General features: G+C 59.9%; 20 protein-coding genes. 7 read left to right on the top strand and 13 right to left on the bottom strand.

Annotated elements, in window-relative coordinates:
* Nucleotides 1-115 precede the first annotated feature (115 nt).
* On the top strand, nt 116-2863 hold the full coding sequence (locus PMI26_RS31030; protein WP_007979936.1) for an RHS repeat domain-containing protein: 2748 nt from the start codon (nt 116-118) through the stop codon (nt 2861-2863).
* Nucleotides 2864-2881: 18 nt separating this feature from the next.
* Here the strand turns inward: PMI26_RS31030 and PMI26_RS02440 are convergent, their stop codons facing one another.
* The 7 genes from PMI26_RS02440 to PMI26_RS02470 form a co-directional block, all read right to left on the bottom strand.
* Complete coding sequence (locus PMI26_RS02440; protein WP_007979934.1) at nt 2882-4534, bottom strand: BatD family protein; 1653 nt, start codon at nt 4532-4534, stop codon at nt 2882-2884.
* On the bottom strand, nt 4531-6270 hold the full coding sequence (locus PMI26_RS02445) for a VWA domain-containing protein (RefSeq protein WP_007979932.1): 1740 nt from the start codon (nt 6268-6270) through the stop codon (nt 4531-4533). Before PMI26_RS02445 ends, PMI26_RS02440 begins: the two co-directional genes overlap by 4 nt.
* Nucleotides 6267-7349 (bottom strand): vWA domain-containing protein, encoded by a 1083-nt coding sequence (locus tag PMI26_RS02450; protein ID WP_007979929.1) that lies wholly within the window; start codon nt 7347-7349, stop codon nt 6267-6269. The genes PMI26_RS02445 and PMI26_RS02450 overlap by 4 nt, the downstream gene beginning before the upstream one ends.
* Nucleotides 7342-7836: a DUF4381 domain-containing protein gene (locus tag PMI26_RS02455; protein WP_007979927.1), complete on the bottom strand. Its 495-nt coding sequence runs from the start codon at nt 7834-7836 to the stop codon at nt 7342-7344. The genes PMI26_RS02450 and PMI26_RS02455 overlap by 8 nt, the downstream gene beginning before the upstream one ends.
* Complete coding sequence (locus PMI26_RS02460; protein WP_007979925.1) at nt 7833-8777, bottom strand: DUF58 domain-containing protein; 945 nt, start codon at nt 8775-8777, stop codon at nt 7833-7835. The genes PMI26_RS02455 and PMI26_RS02460 overlap by 4 nt, the downstream gene beginning before the upstream one ends.
* Before the next feature lie 5 nt (nt 8778-8782).
* On the bottom strand, nt 8783-9742 hold the full coding sequence (locus PMI26_RS02465; protein WP_007979923.1) for an AAA family ATPase: 960 nt from the start codon (nt 9740-9742) through the stop codon (nt 8783-8785).
* Nucleotides 9743-10027: 285 nt separating this feature from the next.
* Nucleotides 10028-10381, bottom strand: coding sequence for a hypothetical protein (locus PMI26_RS02470; RefSeq protein WP_007979920.1), 354 nt, complete (start codon nt 10379-10381; stop codon nt 10028-10030).
* A gap of 514 nt (nt 10382-10895) precedes the next feature.
* On the opposite strand from PMI26_RS02470, the gene PMI26_RS02475 reads away from it, so the two are divergent.
* Both PMI26_RS02475 and PMI26_RS31500 read left to right on the top strand, forming a co-directional pair.
* Nucleotides 10896-15791: an NAD-glutamate dehydrogenase gene (locus PMI26_RS02475; protein WP_007979919.1), complete on the top strand. Its 4896-nt coding sequence runs from the start codon at nt 10896-10898 to the stop codon at nt 15789-15791.
* A gap of 11 nt (nt 15792-15802) precedes the next feature.
* Nucleotides 15803-16000: a hypothetical protein gene (locus PMI26_RS31500; RefSeq protein ID WP_157222288.1), complete on the top strand. Its 198-nt coding sequence runs from the start codon at nt 15803-15805 to the stop codon at nt 15998-16000.
* Here PMI26_RS31500 and PMI26_RS02480 read toward each other — a convergent pair.
* The 4 genes from PMI26_RS02480 to pdxR all read right to left on the bottom strand — a co-directional run bounded on the left by PMI26_RS02480 (nt 15986) and on the right by pdxR (nt 19336).
* Nucleotides 15986-16693: a hypothetical protein gene (locus PMI26_RS02480; RefSeq protein ID WP_007979917.1), complete on the bottom strand. Its 708-nt coding sequence runs from the start codon at nt 16691-16693 to the stop codon at nt 15986-15988. The genes PMI26_RS31500 and PMI26_RS02480 overlap by 15 nt on opposite strands.
* A gap of 228 nt (nt 16694-16921) precedes the next feature.
* The gene (locus tag PMI26_RS02485; RefSeq protein WP_007979916.1) at nt 16922-17332 is read right to left on the bottom strand and encodes a cupin domain-containing protein; all 411 of its coding nucleotides are present in this window, start codon (nt 17330-17332) and stop codon (nt 16922-16924) included.
* 153 nt (nt 17333-17485) lie between these two features.
* Nucleotides 17486-17779, bottom strand: coding sequence for an antibiotic biosynthesis monooxygenase family protein (locus PMI26_RS02490; protein ID WP_007979914.1), 294 nt, complete (start codon nt 17777-17779; stop codon nt 17486-17488).
* 123 nt (nt 17780-17902) lie between these two features.
* Entirely contained in the window at nt 17903-19336 is a 1434-nt protein-coding gene (pdxR, locus tag PMI26_RS02495; RefSeq protein WP_007979911.1) for a MocR-like pyridoxine biosynthesis transcription factor PdxR, read from the bottom strand.
* Between the two features lie 205 nt (nt 19337-19541).
* On the opposite strand from pdxR, the gene PMI26_RS02500 reads away from it, so the two are divergent.
* The 4 genes from PMI26_RS02500 (at nt 19542) to PMI26_RS02515 (ending at nt 22412) form a co-directional block, all read left to right on the top strand.
* Nucleotides 19542-19982 (top strand): carboxymuconolactone decarboxylase family protein, encoded by a 441-nt coding sequence (locus PMI26_RS02500; protein WP_007979909.1) that lies wholly within the window; start codon nt 19542-19544, stop codon nt 19980-19982.
* Between the two features lie 73 nt (nt 19983-20055).
* Nucleotides 20056-21036 (top strand): LysR family transcriptional regulator, encoded by a 981-nt coding sequence (locus PMI26_RS02505; protein WP_007979907.1) that lies wholly within the window; start codon nt 20056-20058, stop codon nt 21034-21036.
* Nucleotides 21037-21225: 189 nt separating this feature from the next.
* Nucleotides 21226-21747: a GNAT family N-acetyltransferase gene (locus PMI26_RS02510; protein WP_007979905.1), complete on the top strand. Its 522-nt coding sequence runs from the start codon at nt 21226-21228 to the stop codon at nt 21745-21747.
* A gap of 170 nt (nt 21748-21917) precedes the next feature.
* Nucleotides 21918-22412, top strand: a complete 495-nt coding sequence (locus PMI26_RS02515) for a hypothetical protein (protein ID WP_007979904.1) — start codon at nt 21918-21920, stop codon at nt 22410-22412.
* A 96-nt stretch (nt 22413-22508) separates the two neighbouring features.
* On the opposite strand, the gene PMI26_RS02520 is transcribed toward PMI26_RS02515, so the two are convergent.
* Nucleotides 22509-22730, bottom strand: a complete 222-nt coding sequence (locus tag PMI26_RS02520; protein WP_007979902.1) for a hypothetical protein — start codon at nt 22728-22730, stop codon at nt 22509-22511.
* A complete protein-coding gene (gene ccoN, locus PMI26_RS02525; protein WP_007979900.1) occupies nt 22730-24157 on the bottom strand; it encodes a cytochrome-c oxidase, cbb3-type subunit I in 1428 nt (475 codons plus the stop codon). Before ccoN ends, PMI26_RS02520 begins: the two co-directional genes overlap by 1 nt.
* Nucleotides 24158-24351: the final 194 nt, after the last annotated feature.

The raw sequence follows: 24351 nt of genomic DNA, 5'->3' as shown, positions 1-24351 counted from the left end.
CATGTTCGAACTGGCGAGGTGGCGATGGTATCGCCGTGTTGTGGTTGTTGGCTTCAGGCAACCTGTTATTTCTGACAGTAGAGGCAGCATTAACACTCATGCTATAGAAGTGCGCATGAACAATACCTTTTTGGATCGTGCCACACCCGCGCTGAGGGTCATTGACCCTCGTGGTGCTGTTTGTCGTGAAATTGCCTTCTGCCGCTCGCAAGCCGATCAGGTACCGGAACGACGAATTACGCGCTTTGGTTACGATTTGATGGGGCGAGAAATTACCAGTTGGGATCCCAGGCTATGGGCAAAAGTTGAGTCGGGGAATACACTCGCGGCCAATCTAATTCGAGTGCGGAGTTTGTCCGGCGCCGAGTTGCTTACAGATAGTGTTGATGCAGGTTGGCGTGTGACATTGTTTGGGGTCGCTGGCATGGAGTGCCATCTTTGGGATAGTCGCAAGAGTGAGTTTCAGTACTCCTACGATTCTTTACTTCGGCTGATTGCGGTGCAGGCGTCCGCAAAAGATGAACAAGAAAAAATAGTTGAGCGGTTTTGTTATGGGGATACCAGGGAGGACACCATATTTCGCAATCAGGGTGGTCGCCTTGTTCGCCATGATGATGAGGCGGGTACGTTGCGTTTCACCCGATACTCACTGGATGGCCACCTGTTGGAAGAATCCAGGCAGTTTATGGCGAACCTGGATATTTCCGATTGGCCGTCCGATTTGTCTTCGCGTGACAAGTTGTTGGTGGATGAATGTTTTATCTCAGTGTTTCGTTATTTTGCGTCGGGCGAAATGCGTGCTGAAGTTGATGCATTGGGCAATACGAAAGAATTCACTTATACACGTGCTGGAGAGCTGCGAAATGTAAAGCTTCAAGCGTCTGGCAGTGATAAGTCATGCACTTTAGTCAGCGATATAAACTATAGCGCCCAAGGACAGATTGAGAGTGAGCACTTAGGGTGTGGTGCAAATGTCGTCGCTGAATATGATCCTGAAATCAATCGGCTGAGTCGGCTTGTCGTCAGATACGGTCTCTCGAAGGTTTTGCAAGATCAACGATATGTCTATGATCCGGTTGGTAATGTCTTGCATGTTGAAAACGTTGCTCAGTCGGTAAATTTTTATAAAAACCAAAAAGTAGAGCCGGTTAGCATTTATCGATACGACAGTCTCTATCAACTTATTGAAGCAACGGGCCGTGAAGTAGGTTTTCCAATATTTGGGCCTCAATTGCCGGCGTGGCAAAAAGTGCCTATTGATCCGAATTGTTTACGCAGTTACACACAGAGTTTCGAATATGACCGTTCGGGAAATCAGCGAGTTCGATTTCACAGTAATTCGCCAACAATCAGGATGGCGGTTTCCGAGTTTGGCAATCGGAGTTTGGGTCAAAACGAGGATGGTTCACTGCCGACTGAGCGGGAAATCGCCGATGGGTTTGACGCAAACGGGAACCAGCATGAGCTTTCTCGTGGCCAACGAATGTCGTGGAATCTTCGTAATCAACTGCACAAGGTCACTATGGTCAAGCGCAAGAGTGGTAGTGATGACGAAGAACGATATTTTTACGATGGTACGGGACGACGTGTGAGAAAGGTGCACCTGACACAGGTTGGAAGTCGGACACTGTTGGCTCAGGTGTTTTATCTTCCTGGCCTCGAAATCCATCGGTGTGAAAGTCGCGAACATCATGTGGTGGATATCGACCTGGGAAGGTGTCGTGCCCGGATAATGCAGCGGGCGCAAGATCCCGCAGTTCGAGTCACTAATGATCAAATAACCTATGGCTTGAAAGATCACCTTGGGTCAAATACTCTCGAGCTTGACGGGGGCGGCGGGCTGAGCAGTCAGGAAAGTTACTATCCGTTTGGTGGGACTGCATGGCATAGCAGCAGGAGTGAGGAAGCATCAAAGTGCAAAGTAATTCGGTATTCAGGCAAGGAACGTGATGCTACAGGGCTTTATTATTATGGTTTCAGATATTACGCCACCTGGTTGTGTCGCTGGATAAGTCCGGATCCTGCCGGTACGGTGTATGGTCAGAATCTCTATGCGATGGTCGAGAATCGACCCACGTCACTCACTGACATCGATGGTTTGAAGCCGGGCTTTCCGGATGCTGTGAGCCAATCTTTCCAACATCCGAATCTGAAGGCGAGGTTTGACCAGTTGGGCCAAAAAAGTCAAGCGGCGCAGCGCCTCATACAGGAAAAATTTGAGCGGCCGGACGTTCATCCTGAGTCTCGTTTAATCAGATCTACATACTTCCATGATGAGGGCGGTCATCGCTATGAAAGTTGGTTTGTGAATGAATTTCGCGAAGATATCTGGGTTTTCAAAGAAAACTATATAACCAAGCCTCCGCGTAGTGACAAGATGGACGTTGGCGGTGTACTTGGGTTTTATGCTAGCGATGTTGCGCGGTATCAGTATGAGGTTGTCGCTAATCAGCTTGGTTTTTTTGGTAGGTTACCCTCGATTATAAAAAGAGAAAATGTTCTGAATTTTACAGCGCTCACCAATACGGAAAGCAGTGCAAATGAAATGGACGATTTAAGTACGGATTTTTTCACTAAAACACCGAACGGAAAAAGTACAAGGCGAATAATCGAAGATTTCGACCTGGAAGCCGTCAGTGTGGAAAAAATCAAAAATTCAGGTGGGGAAATTGATTTTCTGATTCATGTGCGGCCTAAAAATATTCAGCGAGCGGAACCGCAAGCATTCACGGCGGGTCCGCAAGGGGGCTCGCCAGATCGCGATGACGTAGCGGCAAGATCAGAGTTCTTCGGATCAGAGCCGTTAAAAGGCTCTGTCCGCAGAGGATCTATAGATATGGACCGGTTCAATCGTTACTGGTGATCCTGCCCCCAAGTTTCCTTACTTCGGATAAAGCGGCGGCAACCCACTGTCGCCAACCACATCCTGCACCCGTTCGGCCATCGGGATCGCCTTGATCGCCCGCCACAACTCGTCACCTTGCCAGTACTGGCCGGTTTCGCTGTAGAGCGCGCCGTTCAGGCCGTCGAGGGCGTTGGACAGTGGCACGAAGCGGGCGGCCATGTCGGCCAGGGTTTCCGGTTGTTGCCGGGCCCAGGCGTCGAGGGCCTGGCGGGTGGCGTGGGAATCGTTGGCCAGGCAGGCGCGCTTGAGGTCGTCGAGTACGGTGCGCGGGCTCGGGCCGGTCTGGGCGACGCGCGCCACCGCCGGTTGCCAACGGCCACGCCACCAGAGGCCGAAGCCGAGCAGGGTGGTGCAGGCCAGGAACAGGGTGCTGAGCTTCCAGCGCCACAGGGCTTCGCTGTCGGCGCTGGCTTCGACCGCAGACGCACCGGCCGGGGTATCGACCACCAGGCTCGGATTGGCCGCCACGTGCAGCGTGCGGGCAGGCAGGCTGCTGTGTTCCAGGTGGTCTTCGAAGGTGTTCCACCAGACCACGTCGACGGTGGGCAGTTCGATGGCGCCGGTGCGTGTCGGTACCAGGGCCTCGCGGTCTTCACGGCTGCCGACCAGGCCACGTTCGCTGTTCTGGTTGCCGAGCACCGGTTGATCCGGGTAGCGGCGCAGCCCGCCGACGTCGGTGCCGGGCAGCGGTGGCAGTTGGGTGCTGGACAAGCCTTCGGCCGTCACCGTCAGGCTGCGGGTCAGTGAATCGCCGACCTGGGCGTGGTCCGGCTCCGGGTTCCAGCTTTCGCTCAGGGTCAGGCTGCGCGCTGGCAGCCAGGGGGCATCGGCCGGCCAGGTGATGGGTTTGGCCTTGACCGTCAACAGCAGTTCGGCCGAGGTGACGCGCATCAGTTTGCCGGATTTCGGCCCCTGGGCGGTGCTGTCCTGTACCGGTTGCGCGTCGACCAGCGCCGCGTTGAAGACCTGTGCCGGAATGATCAGTTCGCCACTGTGTTGCGGGTAGATCGCGTAGCGCATTTCGATCACACCGTGGCGCAGGCCATCGATGTCTTTTTCGTAGGTGCGGGATTCGCCCAATTGTTCGATGCGTGCGTCAGGTATCTGCAAGGGTGGCAGGCTGCTGTCGTCGTACAGCGACACCGAGTGGTAGATGCGCAGGGTCAGGACTGCCTGGGCCTGAACGTACACGCTGGTTTGATCGAGGCTGGCATCGATGAACACCGGGGCGCGTTTGTTCGGGTTGTCCGGTGTTTCACTCTCGACCACTTGCAGGGTGATCGGCTGGCTCTGTAGTTCGCCCAGTTGCAGGGGCGGAATCACGACGCTGCCGTTTTGCCGGGGCAGGAGGGTGATGATCCAGCGCGTGGCGGCCTGGTTTTCCCCGCTGAGGGTGTTCAACTGGTTGACCTGGCGGGTGCCGCGCACCTCGAACAACGGCTCCAGCGGTGTCAGGTCGGGTTTGCCGAACTGGGTCACGTCGGTGGATTCCAGGGTCAGCTCGACCGTCTCGCCTGAGCTCAGGCGACTGCGGTCCACACTGGCGGCCAGCTCTGCAGCCTGTGCCTGGACAAAGCAGAACAACAGGCCGTGCATCAGCGCGAGCAATAAAACGGTGAAGCGGGTCATCGAGTTTTTTCCTGATCCTGATGTTGTTGCTGTTCGTACCAGAATTTTCGCCGCAGCAGCTCGCCGGGGTCATCCGGGATCTGTCGCAACCACTGCTCCAGTGCCTGACGCTGTTCACCTTCGATACTGTCGGTGGCAGGGCGCAAGGGCGGCGTGGTGTGCTGTTCGTCACCCAGCTCGCTGCCGGGCACTTCATTGGCCCCCGGTCTGGGTGGCGACACCGGTGGTTGCTTGGTGTTGGAGTCGGCCGGCGGTTCTTGCGCCTGCGGCTCGCCGTTGTCCGAAGACTGCGATGAGACGCCCGGAGGAGTCTGTTGTTGCATGGCCTGGGGTTCGTCGCTGGCGGAGGGGTCCGGTTCCGGGGCGGGCGGGCTGTTTTTCTGCTTGAGCAGCTCTTCCACCAGCGCTTTGTTGGTCAGCGCCGGGCGCAAGTCCGGTTGACGTTCCAGAGCCTGTTCGTACGCGTCCAGGGCCGCCTCCAGCTCACCGCTTTTGGCCAGGGCATTGCCTCGATTGTAGTGGGCGTGGGCATTGTTGCCTTCTGCGAACCGCTCTGCGGCGCGGGCATAGTCTGCGGCTTCATAGAGCGCCACGCCTTGCCACTGGTGGTCTTCGAAGCGCCGGGCGGCTTCGGCCGGGCGCTTTTGCTTGAGCAGGTGCACGCCTTGTTGGTCGGGACGCAACCACAGGTCGACGAGGTCGAAGGCGTAGCTCGGTTGAGGCAGCGCCAATAGCAGCGGCAGGCACAGCAGCCAGCCGCGACGCCCCGCGCAGGCCGCCAGCAACAGGAGCGGCAGCAACAGCCAGTAACCTTGATCGGCCCAGGTGTCCAGGCGCAGGGTCTGACCGTCGTTGCGCAGGTGGCGCGGGCCGTCGAACAGGCCGAGGGCATGCAGGTCACTGTCGTCCAGGCGTGCCTGGCGAAAGCGTCCATCCAGGTCGTTGGCAAAAGCTTTCAAGCCGGGCTCGTCCAGTCGCGGCACGAGAATGGCCCCTTGTTCATCCTTGAGGAAACTGCCGTCCTCCTGGGTGATGGGCGAGCCTTCGGCCGTACCGATGCCAAGCATCAGAAATTGAGTCGATTTGCCGTTGAGCGCATGACGGATGCCCAGCCGTTCCTGTTCGGTCAAGGACGAACCGATCAGCAGGATCCGGCCGTCGCCCAGCGCCGCTTGTTCGAGCAGCGCCAGGGCCTTGAGCACCGCCAGATCGGCGCGATGCCCGGTCTCTGGCATCAACGACGGTTTCAGTGCGTCCAGCAGATTGCGGCTGGTGGACAGATCATCCGACAGCGGTACCAGCGTGTGGGCGCTGCCGGCGTAGACGACGATGGCAGTTTGCGCGTCGCTGCGAATCTGCAGTAGATCGAACAACTTGCGTCGCGCCTGTTCGAGGCGGTTGGGCATGACGTCGGTGGCGAGCATTTCCGGGGTCAGTTCGAGCACCACCACCAGCGGGTCGGCGGGCTTTTGACTGGTCTGCTCGACACGCTGCCAGCCCGGACCGAGCAGGGCGAGCAGGGTCAACAGCCACGCGAGACCGAGGGCGATCCAGGGCAGTTTACTGTCACGGCCACTGCCGCCACTGAGCAGTGCGGCGTGAAAGGCCGGTGGCAGAATCATTTGCCAGCGCCCGGCGCGCTTCTTGCGGTGCCAGAGTTGCCAGAGCAACCAGCCAAGCACCGGCAGCAACAGCAGCCACCAGGGGCGGAACCAGTACGGCCACAGCGCACTCATCGACGCCTCCGCAGGCGCAGGCGTTTGAGACGCTGGCGCCAGTCAGGCAGCAATTGGGTTTGCAAGAACAGATCCTTGGTGAACAGGCGTTGCAAGGGGTTGTCCGGCCAGAGTACGGGGGCCACCAGCAGCATGCTCAACCACAGCGCCAGGGCCAGTGGCCAGTGGTACAGCGCTTGAGTCGGGCGGGCCTGGGTGGGTTGCTGGGCCACGGGCTCCAGTTGATCCAGGGTGTCCTTGATCGCCTGCAGCTCTTTGCCGTCGCGAGCACGGAAATACTGGCCACCCGTGACTTCGGCGATGGCCTTGAGGGACGGTTCGTCGAGGTCCAGGCTCGGATTGACGCCGAGAAAGCCGACCGTGCCGCTTTGCTCCGGATCGGCGCCGATGCCGATCGGGTAGATTTTCACGCCTTCCTTGGCGGCGAGTCGTGCAGCGGTGAGTGGGTCGATTTCACCGCCATTGTTGGCGCCATCGGTCACCAGGATCAGCACGCGGCTGGTTGCCGGACGCAAACGCAGGCGCTTGAGGGCCAGACCGATGGCATCGCCGATGGCGGTGTTTTTGCCGGCGATGCCGATGCGCGCCTCATCGAGCCAGACGCGCACGGTGTGGCGGTCGAAGGTCAGCGGTGCCTGCAGGTAGGCCTGGCTGCCGAACAGGATCAGCCCGACCCGGTCACCTTCGCGGCTTTCAAGAAAGTCGCCGAGCAGATGCTGGACCAGTGACAGGCGACTGATGTCTTCGTCCTGCCATTGCATGTCAGGGAAATCCATGGACCCGGAAACGTCCACGGCCACCAGCAGGTCACGGCCGCTGGCGGCAATCGGCAAGGGCTCGCCGAGCCACTGCGGGCGAGCCGCCGCGACCAGCAGTAACAGCCACAGCAGGATGAACGGTGCCTGCTGGCGCCAGGCTGGCAGGTTGGCCCGGGCGCGTCGCCCGGCGAGGCCTTCCAGGTCGCTGAGGAAGCTGACCTTGAGTGCCGGTTCACCACTGTCGGCCATCGGCAATAGGATGCGCATCAGCCACGGCAGCGGCGCAAGGGCAAAAATCCACGGCCAGGCGAATTCAAACATGTTTGCGAATCCACGTATCGACGGCTTGGGTCAGGCCGGCAATGGCCTTGTCGTCGAGTTTGCATTCGGGTTTGTAGGCGCCTTCCACGAGCACCATCCAACGGGTCAGGCCGGCCGCCGGGCAGCGATTGTCGAGGAACGCCAGCCATTTGCGGCCGTTGAGGGTGTGGCTCTGGCTGTAGGGATAGTGGTTGCGGCACAGACGCTTGAGCAGGCCGTTGAGTTGCTGCAGCCAGGCACCTGCCGGCGCACCGTCGTAAGGCTTGGGCATCAGTGCCAGTTCCGCCAAGGCCGCAAGGCGTACCGGGTCGAGCGGCTGTTCGGCACGGACCACGGGGCGTTTTTGCGGAATGAAGCGACGCAGCTTCCACAGGCCCAGGCCGATCAGCGGCACCACGAGCAGCAGCAGCCACCAACCCGGTGCCGGAGGCCAGAATTCCACCGGTGGCGGGGATATCAGCGGTTGCAGTTGATCAAGGCTGCTCATCGGCCTTTCCCCGGTTTCTGTGGGTTCAGGTACTCGCGCAGTTGCTCGACCATCTCGCTCTGAGTGCTTAACGGCATCATCAGCACCCGCAGTTTCTGCGCGAGCAGTTCCCAGCGGGCGATTCGTGCTTCGGCCTGGGCCCGGTAAGTCTGGCGCAGGTCGAAATTCAGCGTGTCGAGTTCCAGTTGCGCGCCGCGTTCGGCGAAACGTAACAGGCCGGCGGCGGGCAGGGCATGGTCCAGCGGATCGGACAACGGCAGCAACAACAGGTCGCAGTGGCGCGATAACAGGCTCAGTTGCTGCTCGGCGCTGTCCGAAAGGGCGCGTTCGTCGCAGATCACGATCACCAGGCTGCCAGGGCGCGACACTTCCCGGGCGCGGCGCAGGGCAATGCCAAAGGCGTCGCGGTCCGGCTCGCTTTCGCTGTTGAGCGACTGATTGACCCGCACCAGCCGGTTGAGCAACTGCAGCAAGCTTTGCTTGCTGCGCCGAGGCTTGATTTCGTAGTGCTCGTTGTCGCCATACACCAGCCCGCCGACCCGGTCGTTGTGCCCCAGGGCGGCCCAGCCGATCAGGCTCGCGGCCTGGGCGGCGAGCACCGACTTGAACATCAGGCCCGAGCCGAAAAACAGCCGGCGGCTTTGTTCGACCATGATGAAGATCGGTCGCTCACGTTCTTCGTGGAACAGCTTGGTGTGGGGTTCCTGAGTACGGGCAGTCACGCGCCAGTCAATGGTGCGCACATCGTCGCCGGCCTGATAGACCCGCACCTGATCGAAGTCGACGCCACGTCCGCGCAGTTTGGAGTGGTGCAGGCCGATCAGCGGGCTGCGCTGGCTCGGCGTGGAAAACAATTGCACTTCACGCACGCGATGGCGCATCTCGATCAGGTCGGCGAGGCTGACACGGATGCCCGGCTCGGGCGGCAGGCTGGCGTTCATCGGGGTCAAGCGACGGCTACGACGTCGAGAATCCGCTGGACCACCCGGTCCTGATCGATGCCAGCGGCTTCGGCTTCAAAGGAAAGAATGATGCGATGGCGCAACACGTCGAACAGCACGGCCTGGATGTCTTCCGGGCTGACGAAGTCGCGGCCGGCCAGCCAGGCGTGGGCGCGGGCGCAGCGGTCCAGGGCAATCGAACCGCGAGGGCTGGCGCCATAGGCGATCCATTCGGCCATCTCCGGGTCGAACTTGGCCGGGATGCGGGTGGCCATGACCAGCTGCACCAGGTATTCCTCCACGGCATCGGCCATGTACAAACCGAGGATTTCCTTGCGCGCGGCAAAAATGGCCTGCTGGCTGACCCGGCGTTCGGGCTTGGTTTCGCCATTGAGGGCCTCGCCACGGGCCTGTTGCAGAATCTTGCGTTCAACCGTTGCGTCCGGGAAGCCGATTTTCACGTGCATCAGGAAGCGGTCGAGCTGGGCTTCAGGCAGGGGGTAGGTGCCTTCCTGCTCGATCGGGTTCTGCGTGGCCATCACCAGAAACAGGGGCGACAGCTCGTAGGTGCTGCGCCCGACACTGACCTGGCGCTCGGCCATGGCTTCGAGCAGCGCCGACTGGACCTTGGCCGGGGCGCGGTTGATTTCGTCCGCCAGAACCAGGTTGTGGAAGATCGGGCCTTGCTGGAACACGAAACTTCCGGTTTCCGGGCGGTAGATTTCCGTACCGGTAATGTCGGCCGGCAACAGGTCGGGGGTGAACTGGATGCGGTGGAATTGGGCTTCGATGCCTTCGGCGAGTTCTTTGATGGCCTTGGTCTTGGCCAGGCCAGGGGCGCCTTCGACCAGCATGTGGCCGTCGGCGAGCAGGGCGATGAGCAAGCGCTCGATGAGTTTTTCCTGGCCGAGAATCTGCGTTGAAAGAAAGGTTCGCAGCGCGAGCAGCGCTTCACGATGTTCCATCGATGACTGTTCCTGCAAATGGGTGGCCGAGGACGTTCGACATACGCCAGGGCTGGGGGCGTTACTTTAATCCATCGCGGGGGGCGGCGACTAACGGCATTTTGCGCAAAGTGCAGGAAATGGCCGGCAATCGTTGTAGGAACTTTCTACAGGTTGCAGGCTGGTGGTGTTCTCTAGGGCCTCTTCGCGAGCAAGCCCGCTCCCACAGTCGACCGCGTTATTCCGGCAAGAATGCGATCAAATGTGGGAGCGGGCTTGCTCGCGAAGGCGCCCGCTCAGGCACCATCAAATCTGGCTGATAAAGGTGCCAGTACCATCAAGAATATTCTTCAAGGTCAGCTCCACTTCAGCCAGATCCGTCATGTCGGCATCAAAGGTGATTTCCAGCACATCATCCCCATTGAGCGCATCGGCATCTGCCGCCGCAATTTCAATCTTCAGCAGGGAAGGGCTCAGGGTGACTTTTACGCCATCCAGCGTCGAAGGCTCGCCGTCGAGCGTGATTTCAAGTTCGTCCTCGTCGGGGTAGCGGCTCATCAGGAACATTTCGCCCTGTTCGCTGTGGCAGCAGAGCATGGCCATGTTGTCTTCTTCGTCGTCGCAAGGGTTGACGATCAAGAGGGCGGTTTTCATTTTCATGGGAAATTCCTGGCTCGACGGGCGTGGTAAACGCAACAAAGGGCGATTCTGCCAGCCCGCGCACATTTCTGCTCGTTCGCGTAGCAGTGACCGGGTCGTGAACGGGCAGAGTGTTACTGGTCATTTCTGGTACGGATGTCCTGTAAAACCGGATGGATAACCGTCATTTTTCTGTGTGAATGCTAGTGTTGTTCGATGCGCATGCCTTGAGCAGCGTGCCGATGACCGAATATGTCGCAGCACCGCAAGCATGGGCCTTACCGCACTGGTTAAGCTGCGCAACGGATGAGCACCCGTAAAGACATTGCGCCGCACCCGGCCCAGTCGTTTTTGCAGATGCCCATTCACGGAAGGTGAATGTGACCTGAGTGTCTCGTCCAGCTTCACCCACCTGTCACCCTGTTTCCTCTGCCCGAGAATCAGGAACCGGGTGACGGCTAGCTTTGAAACGTAGCCCCGAAAGGGGTTTCGCGCGACGCTTTCATCAATAACAAGCCCAAGCGGAGTACCACAGATGGCGTTCTTCACCGCAGCCAGCAAAGCCGACTTCCAGCACCAACTGCAAGCGGCACTGGCGCAGCACATCAGTGAACAGGCACTGCCACAAGTGGCGCTGTTCGCTGAACAATTCTTCGGCATCATTTCCCTTGACGAGCTGACCCAGCGTCGGTTGTCCGACCTTGCTGGCTGCACCCTTTCTGCATGGCGCCTGCTTGAGCGCTTCGATCACGCGCAACCGCAAGTGCGCGTCTTCAACCCCGATTACGAACGCCACGGCTGGCAATCGACCCACACGGCGGTCGAAGTGCTGCACCACGACCTGCCATTCCTGGTGGACTCGGTGCGTACCGAGCTGAACCGCCGCGGCTACAGCATCCATACCCTGCAAACCACCGTGCTCAGCGTGCGTCGTGGCAGCAAGGGCGAGTTGCTGGAAATCCTGCCAAAAGGCACCCAGGGCGACGACATTCAGCAAGAATCGCTGATGTACCTGGAAATCGACCGCTGTGCCAACACCGCCGAGCTCAATGTGCTGAGCAAAGAGCTGGAGCAGGTGCTCGGTGAAGTCCGCGTGGCCGTCGGCGATTTCGAGCCGATGAAGGCCAAGGTCCAGGAGATCCTGACCAAGCTGGACAACAGCCAGTTCGCCGTCGATGGCGACGAGAAGAACGAAATCAAGAGCTTCCTGGAATGGCTGGTGGGCAACCACTTCACCTTCCTCGGTTATGAAGAGTTCGTGGTCAGCGACGAAGCCGATGGCGGCCATATCGTCTACGACAAGGACTCCTTCCTCGGCCTGACCAAGCTGCTGCGTGCCGGCCTGACCTACGATGACCTGCGCATCGAAGACTACGCCGTGAACTACCTGCGCGAACCGACCCTGCTGTCGTTCGCCAAGGCCGCGCACCCAAGCCGCGTACACCGCCCGGCTTACCCGGACTACGTGTCGATCCGCGAAATCGACGCCAACGGCAAGGTCATCAAGGAATGCCGTTTCATGGGCCTGTACACCTCGTCGGTGTATGGCGAGAGCGTGCGGGTGATCCCGTACATCCGCCGCAAGGTCGAGGAAATCGAACACCGCTCCGGCTTCCAGGCCAAGGCTCACCTGGGCAAGGAACTGGCGCAGGTGCTCGAAGTGCTGCCGCGCGACGATCTGTTCCAGACCCCGGTGGACGAGCTGTTCAGCACCGTGATGTCGATCGTGCAGATCCAGGAACGCAACAAGATTCGCGTGTTCCTGCGCAAAGACCCGTACGGCCGTTTCTGCTACTGCCTGGCCTACGTGCCGCGCGACATCTACTCCACCGAAGTGCGCCAGAAGATCCAGCAAGTGCTGATGGATCGCCTGAAAGCCACCGACTGCGAATTCTGGACCTTCTTCTCCGAGTCCGTGCTGGCTCGCGTGCAGCTGATCCTGCGCGTCGACCCGAAAAACCGCCTCGACATCGACCCGCTGCTGCTGGAAAAAGAAGTGGTGCAGGCCTGCCGCAGCTGGCAGGACGACTACGCCGCACTGACCGTCGAGAGCTTCGGTGAAGCCCAGGGCACCAACGTGCTGGCCGACTTCCCGAAAGGCTTCCCGGCCGGTTACCGCGAGCGTTTCGCCGCGCATTCCGCTGTGGTCGACATGCAGCACCTGTTGAGCCTGAGCGACAAAAACCCGCTGGTGATGAGCTTCTATCAGCCGCTGGGCCAGGTCGCCGGCCAGCGCCAGCTGCATTGCAAGCTGTACCACGCCGATACGCCGCTGGCACTGTCCGACGTCCTGCCGATCCTGGAAAACCTCGGTCTGCGTGTGCTGGGCGAGTTCCCGTACCACCTGCGTCATAGCAATGGCCGCGAATTCTGGATTCACGACTTCGCGTTCACTGCCGCCGAAGGCCTGGAACTCGACATCCAGCAGCTCAACGACACACTGCAGGACGCGTTCGTCCACATCGTGCGTGGCGATGCCGAGAACGACGCGTTCAACCGTCTGGTACTGACCGCCGGCCTGCCATGGCGTGACGTGGCGCTGCTGCGTGCCTACGCCCGTTACCTGAAGCAGATCCGCCTGGGCTTCGACCTGGGTTACATCGCCAGCACCCTGAACAACCACACCGACATCGCTCGCGAGCTGACCCGGTTGTTCAAGACCCGCTTCTACCTGGCGCGAAAGCTGACCAGCGATGACCTGGACGACAAGCAACAGCGTCTGGAACACGCGATTCTCAGCGCCCTGGACGACGTCCAGGTGTTGAACGAAGACCGCATCCTGCGTCGCTACCTGGACCTGATCAAGGCCACCCTGCGCACCAACTTCTACCAGACCGATGCCAACGGCCATAACAAGTCGTACTTCAGCTTCAAGTTCAACCCGCACTTGATTCCCGAGCTGCCCAAGCCGGTACCGAAGTTCGAAATCTTCGTGTACTCGCCGCGCGTCGAAGGCGTGCACCTGCGCTTCGGCAACGTTGCCCGTGGCGGTCTGCGCTGGTCCGACCGTGAAGAAGACTTCCGTACCGAAGTGCTGGGCCTGGTAAAAGCCCAGCAAGTGAAGAACTCGGTGATCGTGCCGGTGGGTGCGAAGGGTGGCTTCCTGCCGCGTCGCCTGCCACTGGGCGGCAGCCGTGACGAGATCGCGGCCGAGGGCATCGCCTGCTACCGCATCTTCATTTCGGGTCTGCTGGACATCACCGACAACCTGAAGGACGGCGCGCTGGTACCGCCAGCCAACGTCGTGCGTCATGACGACGATGACCCGTACCTGGTCGTGGCGGCGGACAAAGGCACCGCGACCTTCTCCGACATCGCCAACGGCATTGCCATCGACTACGGCTTCTGGCTGGGTGACGCGTTTGCGTCCGGCGGTTCGGCCGGTTACGACCACAAGAAAATGGGCATCACCGCCAAGGGCGCGTGGGTCGGCGTACAGCGCCACTTCCGCGAGCGCGGCATCAATGTCCAGGAAGACAGCATCACCGTGGTCGGTGTCGGCGACATGGCCGGTGACGTGTTCGGCAACGGCTTGCTGATGTCCGACAAGCTGAAGCTGGTCGCGGCGTTCAACCACCTGCACATCTTCATCGATCCGAATCCTGAGCCGGCGTCGAGCTTCGCCGAGCGTCAGCGCCTGTTCGACCTGCCGCGTTCGGCCTGGTCGGACTACGACACCAGCATCATGTCCGAAGGCGGCGGTATCTTCTCGCGCAGCGCGAAGAGCATCGCGATCTCCCCGCAGATGAAAGAGCGCTTCGACATCGAGGCCGACAAGCTGACCCCGACCGAGCTGCTGAACGCCTTGCTCAAGGCGCCGGTGGATCTGCTGTGGAACGGCGGCATCGGTACCTACGTCAAGGCCAGCAGCGAAAGCCACGCCGATGTCGGCGACAAGGCCAACGATGCACTGCGCGTGAACGGCAACGAACTGCGCTGCAAAGTCGTGGGTGAGGGCGGTAATCTGGGCATGACCCAACTGGGTCGTGTGGAATTCGGCCTCAATGGCGGCGGTTCCAACACTGACTTCATCGACAACGCCGGTGGCGTGGACTGCTCCGACCACGAAGTGAACATCAAGATCCTGCTGAACGAAGTGGTTCAGGCCGGCGACATGACCGACAAGCAACGTAACCAGTTGCTGGCGAGCATGACCGACGAAGTCGGTGGTCTGGTGCTGGGCAACAACTACAAGCAGACCCAGGCCCTGTCCCTGGCAGCCCGTCGCGCCTTGCCGCGGATTGCCGAGTACAAGCGCCTGATGAACGACCTGGAAGGCCGTGGCAAGCTGGATCGTGCTATCGAGTTCCTGCCGTCGGAAGAAGCGATCAACGAGCGTGTAGCGGAAGGCCATGGCCTGACCCGTGCCGAGCTGTCGGTGCTGATCTCCTACAGCAAGATCGACCTCAAGGAGCAGCTGCTGGGCTCCCTGGTGCCGGACGACGACTACCTGACCCGCGACATGGAAACCGCTTTCCCGCCAACCCTGGTGAGCAAGTTCTCCGTGGCCATGCGCCGTCACCGCCTGAAGCGCGAAATCGTCAGCACCCAGATCGCCAACGATCTGGTCAACCACATGGGCATCACCTTCGTTCAACGACTCAAAGAGTCGACCGGCATGAGCCCGGCGAACGTGGCCGGCGCCTACGTGATCGTGCGTGACATTTTCCATCTCCCGCACTGGTTCCGTCAGATCGAAAACCTGGATTACCAGGTTTCGGCCGACGTTCAACTGGAGCTGATGGACGAGCTGATGCGCCTGGGCCGTCGCGCTACACGCTGGTTCCTGCGTGCCCGTCGCAACGAGCAGAACGCTGCCCGTGACGTCGCGCACTTTGGTCCGCACTTGAAAGAGTTGGGCCTGAAGCTCGACGAGCTGCTCAGTGGCGAGATCCGTGAAACCTGGCAGCGCCGTTATCAGGCCTATGTCGAAGCCGGTGTGCCGGAGTTGCTGGCGCGTATGGTGGCGGGTACCTCGCACCTGTACACCCTGCTGCCGATCATCGAGGCTTCCGACGTGACCGGCCAGGATCCGGCCGAGGTGGCCAAGGCTTACTTCGCCGTGGGCAGCGCGCTGGACATCACCTGGTACATGCAACAGATCAGCGCTCTGCCGGTTGAAAACAACTGGCAGGCCCTGGCCCGTGAAGCGTTCCGCGATGACGTCGACTGGCAGCAACGTGCGATCACCATCTCGGTCCTGCAACAGGGCGACGGCACCCAGGACGTGGAAACACGACTTTCCCTGTGGATGGCGCAGCACGAAGGCATGATCGAACGCTGGCGCGCCATGCTGGTGGAAATCCGTGCCGCCAGCGGCACCGATTACGCCATGTACGCGGTGGCCAACCGCGAACTGCTGGACCTGGCGTTGAGCGGTCAAGCGGTAGTGCCTGCCGCTGTCGCCGCCGAGCTGGAACCGGCGGCCTGATCAGGCGTTGAATGAAAAAGCCCCGCATCGAGAGATGCGGGGCTTTTTTCTGTCGCAGGTTTTCTGGTGACTGGTCGGACGCCTTCGCGGGCAAGCCCGCTCCCACAGTGATTTATGTCGTGCGCATCACCCATGTACACCAAATCAACTGTGGGAGCGGGCTTGCCCGCGATGGCGTCGTCAGCATCAACCAATTACTTGAAGACTGAAGTTCTTTCAGTGTTCATCGATACATTACTTGTCGGGCTGGTCAATAAATTACTGAGCGACTGGTCAAACTTCTGCAGCGCCCGAACTTGCACATTCTGTTGCTCGTTAATGTCAGCCACTATCTCTTCACTGCGTTTGTAGTCAGCCCAGACCGGACTAAGTGCCTTGGCGTCATGGCCTTGTGCAGTACCTATGTAGTTGAAGTTCTTGTCGTAAAAGTCCGCACTGACATCTGACTGGATATCTGAACTGCGCGATGTAATCAGTTGGCTGCGGGTGTCGACCACCGCCATCACGTCCGGTTTCGCCGCCCTGAGGCTCTGCATGTCTGGATACACGGTCACCGAACCAAATTGCCGCTGCAGGGAGGCCTTGACCCAATCCACGGCCATGTCCGGCCTGGAGGTGGCTACATAGGCGTCATGAATCGGCTGCACCAGCAGGCTCTGGCCGAAACCGGTGCCGGCGTTGGCCTGGTAGTCCCGCAGATAGGCACGGTTCGTCTGGGTATTCTGGCTGTAGACGATGCCCAGCGAGACATGGCTGCCGTTGTTGATCAGGGTGGCACCGCTGCGGCCTACCGGTTCGGTGAAAATGCCATTGAGGGACGAGACCGCCGTGGGCGCAGTAGGGATCGAGCAACCGGTTAAAACAACCGTTAGGGTCAATGTACTGACAAGAGCAAGTTTCATGGTGTTTCTCCAGTGAAACAATTCAGTCGAAAGTTGAAATTGCCGGTGCTGTGCCGGCGGTGAATCAAGACTAAACCCTGTATGTTTTATTTAAATAGCCAATGTCCGAACTTCTCCGGTGACCAATAGTTTTGTTTGGTTTAATAGTCTGTGGTTAATTGCCTCGGGAAATAAAAAGGCCCGAATTCGCCATTCGAGCCTTTTTATTTATGGCTGTACGTTCAGCCATCAGTTTTCCAATGGGATCAACACTTTCTCGTCGGGGGCCAATACCATGAACACCAACAGCTTCGCCGGTTTGGTTGTACTGGCGTTTTTCGAGACCAGGTGTTCTGAACCTGCGGGTTCGTACCAGTACTCACCGGCCTTGTAGGTGACCGCTTTTTCGCCTTTCACCTGAGACGTGATCGCCCCCGAAAGCACATAGGCCATGGCCGTGCCGTCGTGCTTGTGGGCAATGGACGATTGGCCTGGCTGGTAGTCGACCTCGATCATCAAAGCCTTTTTGCCCGGGGCATTTTGCAGCATCTGGTCCTGCAAAACGGTGACCTTTTCCGAAGGGTCATGGGCAAAGGCCGATGCGGACACAATCAGGGCCAGGGCGGCGAGGAAGGCAGCCCGCAAACGCAACATGTTCATGGTTCTTTACCTGCGGTGGTTAGTTGTTGCAAACCACAGTAGTGCGCAAGCGGTAGCGGTTAAACAGCCAATACTCCGGAAGGCGAGGAGACCAAAGCAAAGATCGCAGCCCATGCAGGAGCTGCCGCAGGCTGCGATCTCTTGATCTTGTTTTCAGACGATCGGAAAACTGTTGAAGTCCACGGCATTGGCCAGTTGGCTGTCGATCAGGCCGATGAAACCCTGGACTTCGGGGCAGTTGAAATGCGATTTCATGGCCGCTTCCGATTGCCAGCGGGCACTGACCGTCCAGCGATTGCTGTCCTCTGGGCAGCGGTCGACCATATAGGATTCGCAGCCCGGTAGTTCACGCAGGGTTTCGACAATCTTTTGCAGTTGCTTACCCAGTTCATCCGAGCGGCCGGCGACGGCACGTACCTGTACGGTATTGATCACTTCATGGGACATTGCTCACACTCCTGAATCAGGCCGGACGAATCCTGCTCATTGAGGGTTAACGCCTATGCAGGATAGGCCTGACCCTGCGGACCGCCAATAGCCAATCGCCGGATAAAGCCGCAGGCCAATCCGTCAGGCCACCTGCTGCAAAATGTCGCGCACGCGGTCCAGGGCGGTGTCGATGTCCAGGGTCTCAATGGCGCCAAAACCGAAGAAAAACCCGGCCTTGGGCGCTTGCTGATAGAAAAAGCTGTCGATGGCATAGAGCCCGACTTCGACTTTTTTCGCCAGTTCGATCACCAATGGAATATCCAGGGGCACTTTGCACATCACTACCATGTGGAAGCCGGCGGTGGAGGGCACCGCCTCCAGCCAGGGTGAGAGGTCGCCGGCCATGCGCGTCAGGATCCGCTCGCGGCGCCCGGCATAGACCGTATGGCAGCGGCGGATGTGCTTGAGCAGGCAGCCTTCGGCGATGAACTTGGCCAGCGCCCACTGCGGCAGGGTCGATGTGTGCAGGTCGGTGAGCTGTTTGGCGCGCACCACGGCCTCCAGGATCGCCGGCGGCAGGATCCCATAGCCAAGGCGCAATTCCGGCAGCAGGGTTTTGGAAAAGGTCCCGACGTAAGCGACGATCCCCCGTTCGTCCATGCTTTGCAGGGAATCGGTAGGACGGCCTTCGTAGCGGAATTCGCTGTCGTAGTCGTCCTCGATGATGATCGCGCCTAGCTCGTGAGCCTTGGCCAGCAGTGCTTGCCGGCGCGCCTGGCTCATCGGCATGCCCAGCGGGAACTGGTGCGACGGGGTGACGTAGATCAGGCGCGTGCCACGAGGAATCTGCTCCACCACAATGCCTTCGGCGTCCACCGGCACGCCGATCACCGTGGCGCCATGGGTGCCGAACAGCAGCCGGGCCGGCGGGTAGCCGGGGTCCTCCATGGCGACCAGGCTGCCCGGGCTGATCAGCACCCGCGCAATCAGGTCCAGGGCCTGCTGCGCGCCGTTGCACACCACCACATCCTCATCCTGACAATTGACCCCGCGGGAGAACGCAATGTGCCGCGCAATGGCGTTGCGCAGGGCGGGCAAGCCCTCAGGCAAGCTGTACAACCCCTTGGAGCCGGCAATCTGGCGCAGCGCGTGGGAGGTGCAGCGTCGCCAGTCATCCTGGGGAAACTGGCCCTTGCTGGTGGCGCCACCAATGAAGTCGTAGCGCAGCGAGCCTTCCAGGGTCGGATGACGCAGGAATACCGGCAGGTTGCGCCAGGACTCGATCACCTCGAAGCCGCCAAGCTCCGTGTAGTTCTGTTTACGCTGCACTTTCGACGAGCGTGCATTGACGTAAGTGCCTTTGCCGACCACGCCGGTCAGGAAGTTTTCGTAGGTCAACTGGGCGTAGGTATCGGAAATGGTCTTGCGTGAAATGCCCAATTGTTCGGCCAGCAAACGGCTGGGCGGCAGTTGCGTCCCGGCGGCCAGGCGTCCGGACTCGATGGCGCTGCGCAGTTGGTTATACAACTGGCCGGCCAGGTCCTTGCGGCCGTTGATGACAACATGTAGTTCCATGCCGGCGAGACTCCGGGGCTGTTGAGGCGCGTGTGCGTCGCGCAAGATTACCCTCATCCGCTCGCTCGGCAGAAGTTGCGCAGTGGAAAAACCGTTAATTGGTCTGCAGGCCTTGGTCCACGGGGAAATCGCGAAATTGGATCTGTCACGCTCCCGCGCCAGCGATTACCGTGAAAATCAACTCAAGGCCGCACGAGAACGCTCCATGAAGCCCCGCCTGGATTACTACAGCGCGTCCCCCAAAGCGATGAAGGCCATGATCGCCATGGAGGCCCTGACCAGCAGCCTGAGCATCGAGCAGGGCCTGCTGCACCTGGTCAAGATTCGCGCCTCGCAACTTAATGGCTGTGCCTTCTGCACCGACATGCACTCGGTGGATGCAAGGCGCCTCGGCGAAAGCGACCGCCGCCTGTATTCCATCGTGGTCTGGCGCGACAGCAACTTTTTCAATCCGCGGGAAAGAGCCGCGCTGGCCTGGACCGAAGCCGTCACCTTGCTCTCGCAAAGCCACGTCCCGGACGATGTTTACGCGCTGGCCAGGGAGCAGTTCAGTGAAAGCGAAATGGTCGACCTGACCATCGCCGTCACCACCATCAACAGCTGGAATCGCCTGGCCGTGAGCTTTCGCCAGACACCCAGCGCCTGAATCATTGTCACAGCAGGTTCATCAATGATCCGCAGGATGGCGCTGTCAGTGTCATGTCGACAGGGAGTCCTCGATGTCAGTCATGGAAACCAGTGCCCACCGGGGCGCTACCGAGTATCGTGTAGTCATCGATAAAAATGCGTCCTGGCGCCAGTTGGCCGCGGGTATCGACCCCGAACTGGCGCTGTGCTTCACCGTCAGTGCCCGTTGCGGTTGTTTCATGCAGGCCGCGCGCAGCCTGAACATCAAGGCCACCCGCCTGCGCAGGCAACTGGCGCTGCTGGAAACACAGTTGCGCTGCTCGCTGTTCAACCCGTCAGACAATGGTTTGAGCCTCAGCCGCGATGGCTTGCGCCTGCACGCACAGTTGATCGCCCTGGCCCATGAGCGCGATTTGCCGGTGATCGAGCAGCCGTTGATTCGCCTGGCCGTGGCCGATTCGATCCTGCATGACATTCTCGGGCGTGACCTGGTGGCGCTGCTGCGGCGCAATGCTAGCGTGCGCCTGGACATCAAGACGCTCGACAGCGAACTGTCCCTGCAAGCGGTCAGCGCCGACGTGGTGGTGTGGCTGGGCGAAACCGGATCGCCGTTGCCGGGGCCGAGCTTTGCCACCACCGAACCCCGGCCTCTGGCGCAACTGGAGTACCTGCCGCACATTGCCAAGCGTTACTCACGGGTGGCGTCCAGGCCGGAATGCCTGGAGGAGCTGGCCGATTTCCTCCTGGTGCAATGGCAGCAGGACTGCCAGGTTGAAAGCTTGCGGCCATGGAATGCACTGGTGGACCAACGCCTGGCGGGAGCAGTGCAGTTGCAATCCTATGAACTGATGCTGGAGATGATCCGTTGCAGCGCCTGCGTCGGCCTGCTGCCGCACTACATGAGCCACTTCGACCGCGGCCTCGTTGCCTTGCCGGGCCTGTTTGACCGACCGATGCGGCGTCAGGTGTGGATGGCGGTCAACGCCGAGTCACAGGGTGAAGCACAGGTGCGGACGGTGGTCGAGTTGATCGAGAACACCTTCAGCGAGCGTAGGGAGTGGTTCGAAAGGTGAGTGCGATCAACATGTGGGAGCAACGGTCTTCACCATGCCACTCCTCACCGCCATCGCGGGCACATTCAATTTCAATGTCGCCTGACAATCCGCCTTCGCGAGCAAGCCCGCTCCCACATCGGTTCTCGCCACACGTGAAGAAAGCGTTATAGAGTGAACGGCCATGTCTGCTTCAAGGATGATTCACCCATGCCGACCACCGAACCCGTTATCACGTTCGAGCGCTTCAACGAATCCCATATCGAAGGCATTACTGCGCTGTACAACGATCCCGCCATCGCCCGGCAGACCCTGCAAATGCCGTTTCAGTCCACCGAGCTCTGGCGCAGTCGCCTGGCGCCGGATAACGAGCGCGTGGTGAAGGTAGTGGCCCTGCATCAAGGCACGGTCATCGGCAACATTGGCCTGGAACAGTTCTCGCGCATTCGTCGCAGCCATGCGGGCAGTTTCGGCATGGGCGTTGCAGTCGAGTGGCAGGGCAAGGGCGTGGGTTCCAAGTTGCTCGCGACGGCGCTGGATATCGCCGACAACTGGATGAACCTGCAGCGCGTCGAGCTTTCGGTGTATGCCGATAACGAAGCGGCCATTGCCCTGTACCGCAAGTTCGGCTTCGAAACCGAGGGCCTGTTTCGTGATTACGCCGTTCGCGACGGCGTCCTGGTGGACACCTTGAGCATGGCGCGCCTGCGTCGCACGCCCAGGGTCGGCTGAATCACTCGCCCAGGGTGCATGCCGTACTCCGTTTGTCAGGTGAAGTGCGCACCTGCAGTGCCCGCGTTTACGCAACGGTGCAAACTGTCCTCAGGTTTTAGTCGTACGCAGCGTGCGGGCATCTGCCATGCTCCAGGTCCGCAACACCGGTCTATTCAGGGAACACCGCTATGGACGATGTACAGCAACTGGGCGAAATGCTTCGCCACTACGCCGAAAGCGAAGCGCACAAAAAGCAAGTGTTCGAGTCGCAGTCGGCCGAGTGGGCGAAGCGCATTGGTGCGCTGTTCGATGAGATCCAGCAGTGGCTCGAACCGGTCAAGGCACCTGACCTGCTCGAAGTGAACCGCGAAGTGTATGTCGCGTCGGGGCCCAGTGTTCCGGTGGAGACCTCGCCCTTCAAGACTGAAAAGCTGAGCATACTGATCGCGGGCAAACCGGTGGAGTTCGTGCCGGAGGTGATGGGTGTCGGCGGGCAGATTTCCGTGGCGGTGATGGGCTTTACGGCAGCCCGTTATGGCAGCGTGTCACTGGTGTGCCTGCCGCCATCCACTGGCTGGCAGTGGCGCAAGACCAATGGCTTGAAAGACCCGGACACCTTTGCATTCAATGCGGATTTTCTGGCGCAGCAGCTACAGGTTTTGATCCCCCGGGATCGTGGCTGAGGGGGTGGGAGCGGGCTTGCTCGCGAAGGCGGATCTACATTCAACATCAATGTCGACTGACACGCCCCCTTCGCGAGCAAGCCCGCTCCCACAGTATCAGAAATCGGTGTTTCCCCAGCCTGGCTTCGCCTCTTCGGGCGCCACTGCGTTGATGGTCTTCCCGGTAGCCGCCTCTACTCGCCGAGCCACCTCAGGGTCGTCGGCAAACGGGATCAGGCTCGCGTCGTCCAGGCTCTCGGTGGTCTGATGACGCAAGCAGTATTCGATGGCGAACCAAAGAAACCCCATACCCAACAGGTTCAGCACGACTTCAATCATCAGGCTATCTGCGCCTCACGTTCCACCATCGCCACGTCCGCTACCCGCACCGTGCGCCACACGTTGTAGGCCATCAACAGCATGCCGCTGAGGAAGAACACCCCGCCGGCAAAGCGCACGACGAATCCCGGATGGCTGGCCTGCAAGGCTTCGACGAAGGAGTAGGTCAGCGTGCCGTCATCGTTGATCGCGCGCCACATCAGGCCCTGGGTGATGCCGTTGACCCACATCGAGGCGATGTACAGCACGGTGCCGATGGTCGCCAGCCAGAAGTGCAGGTTGATCAGCGGGGTGCTGTGCATCCGATCACGTCCGAATACCTTCGGCACCATGTGATAGGTCGCGCCGAAGGTGATCATCGCCACCCAGCCCAGCGCCCCGGCGTGTACGTGGCCGATGGTCCAGTCTGTGTAGTGGGAGAGGGCGTTGACCGTCTTGATCGCCATCATCGGCCCTTCGAAGGTCGACATGCCGTAGAACGCCAGGGACAGCACGAGAAAGCGCAGGATCGGGTCAGTGCGCAGCTTATGCCAGGCGCCCGAGAGCGTCATCATGCCGTTGATCATCCCGCCCCAGCTCGGCGCCAGCAGGATCAGCGACATGGCCATGCCCAGCGACTGCGCCCAGTCCGGCAGCGCTGTGTAGTGCAAGTGGTGAGGACCGGCCCAGATGTACAGGGTAATCAGCGCCCAGAAGTGCACGATCGACAGGCGATAGGAGTACACCGGCCGGCCCACCTGTTTCGGCACGAAGTAATACATCATCCCCAGGAAGCCGGTGGTCAGGAAAAAGCCCACGGCGTTGTGGCCGTACCACCACTGGACCATGGCATCGGTGGCCCCGGAATACACCGGGTAGGACTTGAACCAGTCCACCGGAATCGACAAGTGGTTGACCACGTGCAGCATGGCGATGACCACGATGAACGCACCAAAGAACCAGTTACCGACGTAGATGTGCCTGGTCTTGCGTTGCACTACGGTAGTGAAGAACACCACGGCGTATGCAATCCAGACCACGGTCATCCACACCGCGCCGGTGAATTCGATCTCGGCATATTCCTTAGTGGTGGTGTAGCCCAGCGGCAGGCTGATCAGCATCACCACGATCACCGACTGCCAGCCCCAGAAGGTAAATGCGGCGAGCTTGTCGGAAAACAGCCGCACCTGACAGGTGCGCTGTACCGCGTAGTAACTGGCGGCAAATTGCGCGCTGCCGGCAAAACCGAAAATCACCAGGCTGGTGTGCAACGGGCGCAAGCGGCCGAAGGTGGTCCACGGCAGGTCAAGATTCATCTGCGGCCACACCAGTTGCGAGGCGATCCACACGCCCATGGCCATCCCCACGACGCCCCAGAAGACTGTCGCCACCACGAACTGGCGCACGACCTTGTAGTTATAGGCCTGACTGATAGTAGTTGTGCTCATGCTCAATGCTTCCACGGTTGCAATGCCATGCACTGTAGAAACCCCGATGGAAACAAAACAGGCTCAGGAATATTTCATTTAGGCGGATCAGATTTGAGTGCCGCCTGCGGCCATCTGCCGCGCTCTGATACGGTTTTTATGCAGTCAGGTGAATCTGTAATGCGCTGAGCCGCAAGTCCATAGTCGACCTCACA

Origin of the sequence: Pseudomonas sp. GM33 (assembly GCF_000282295.1) — a bacterium.
GTDB lineage: Bacteria > Pseudomonadota > Gammaproteobacteria > Pseudomonadales > Pseudomonadaceae > Aquipseudomonas > Aquipseudomonas laurylsulfatiphila.
The sequence above is the reverse complement of the archived record's forward strand: the minus strand, read 5'-3'. Positions and strand labels throughout refer to the sequence as shown.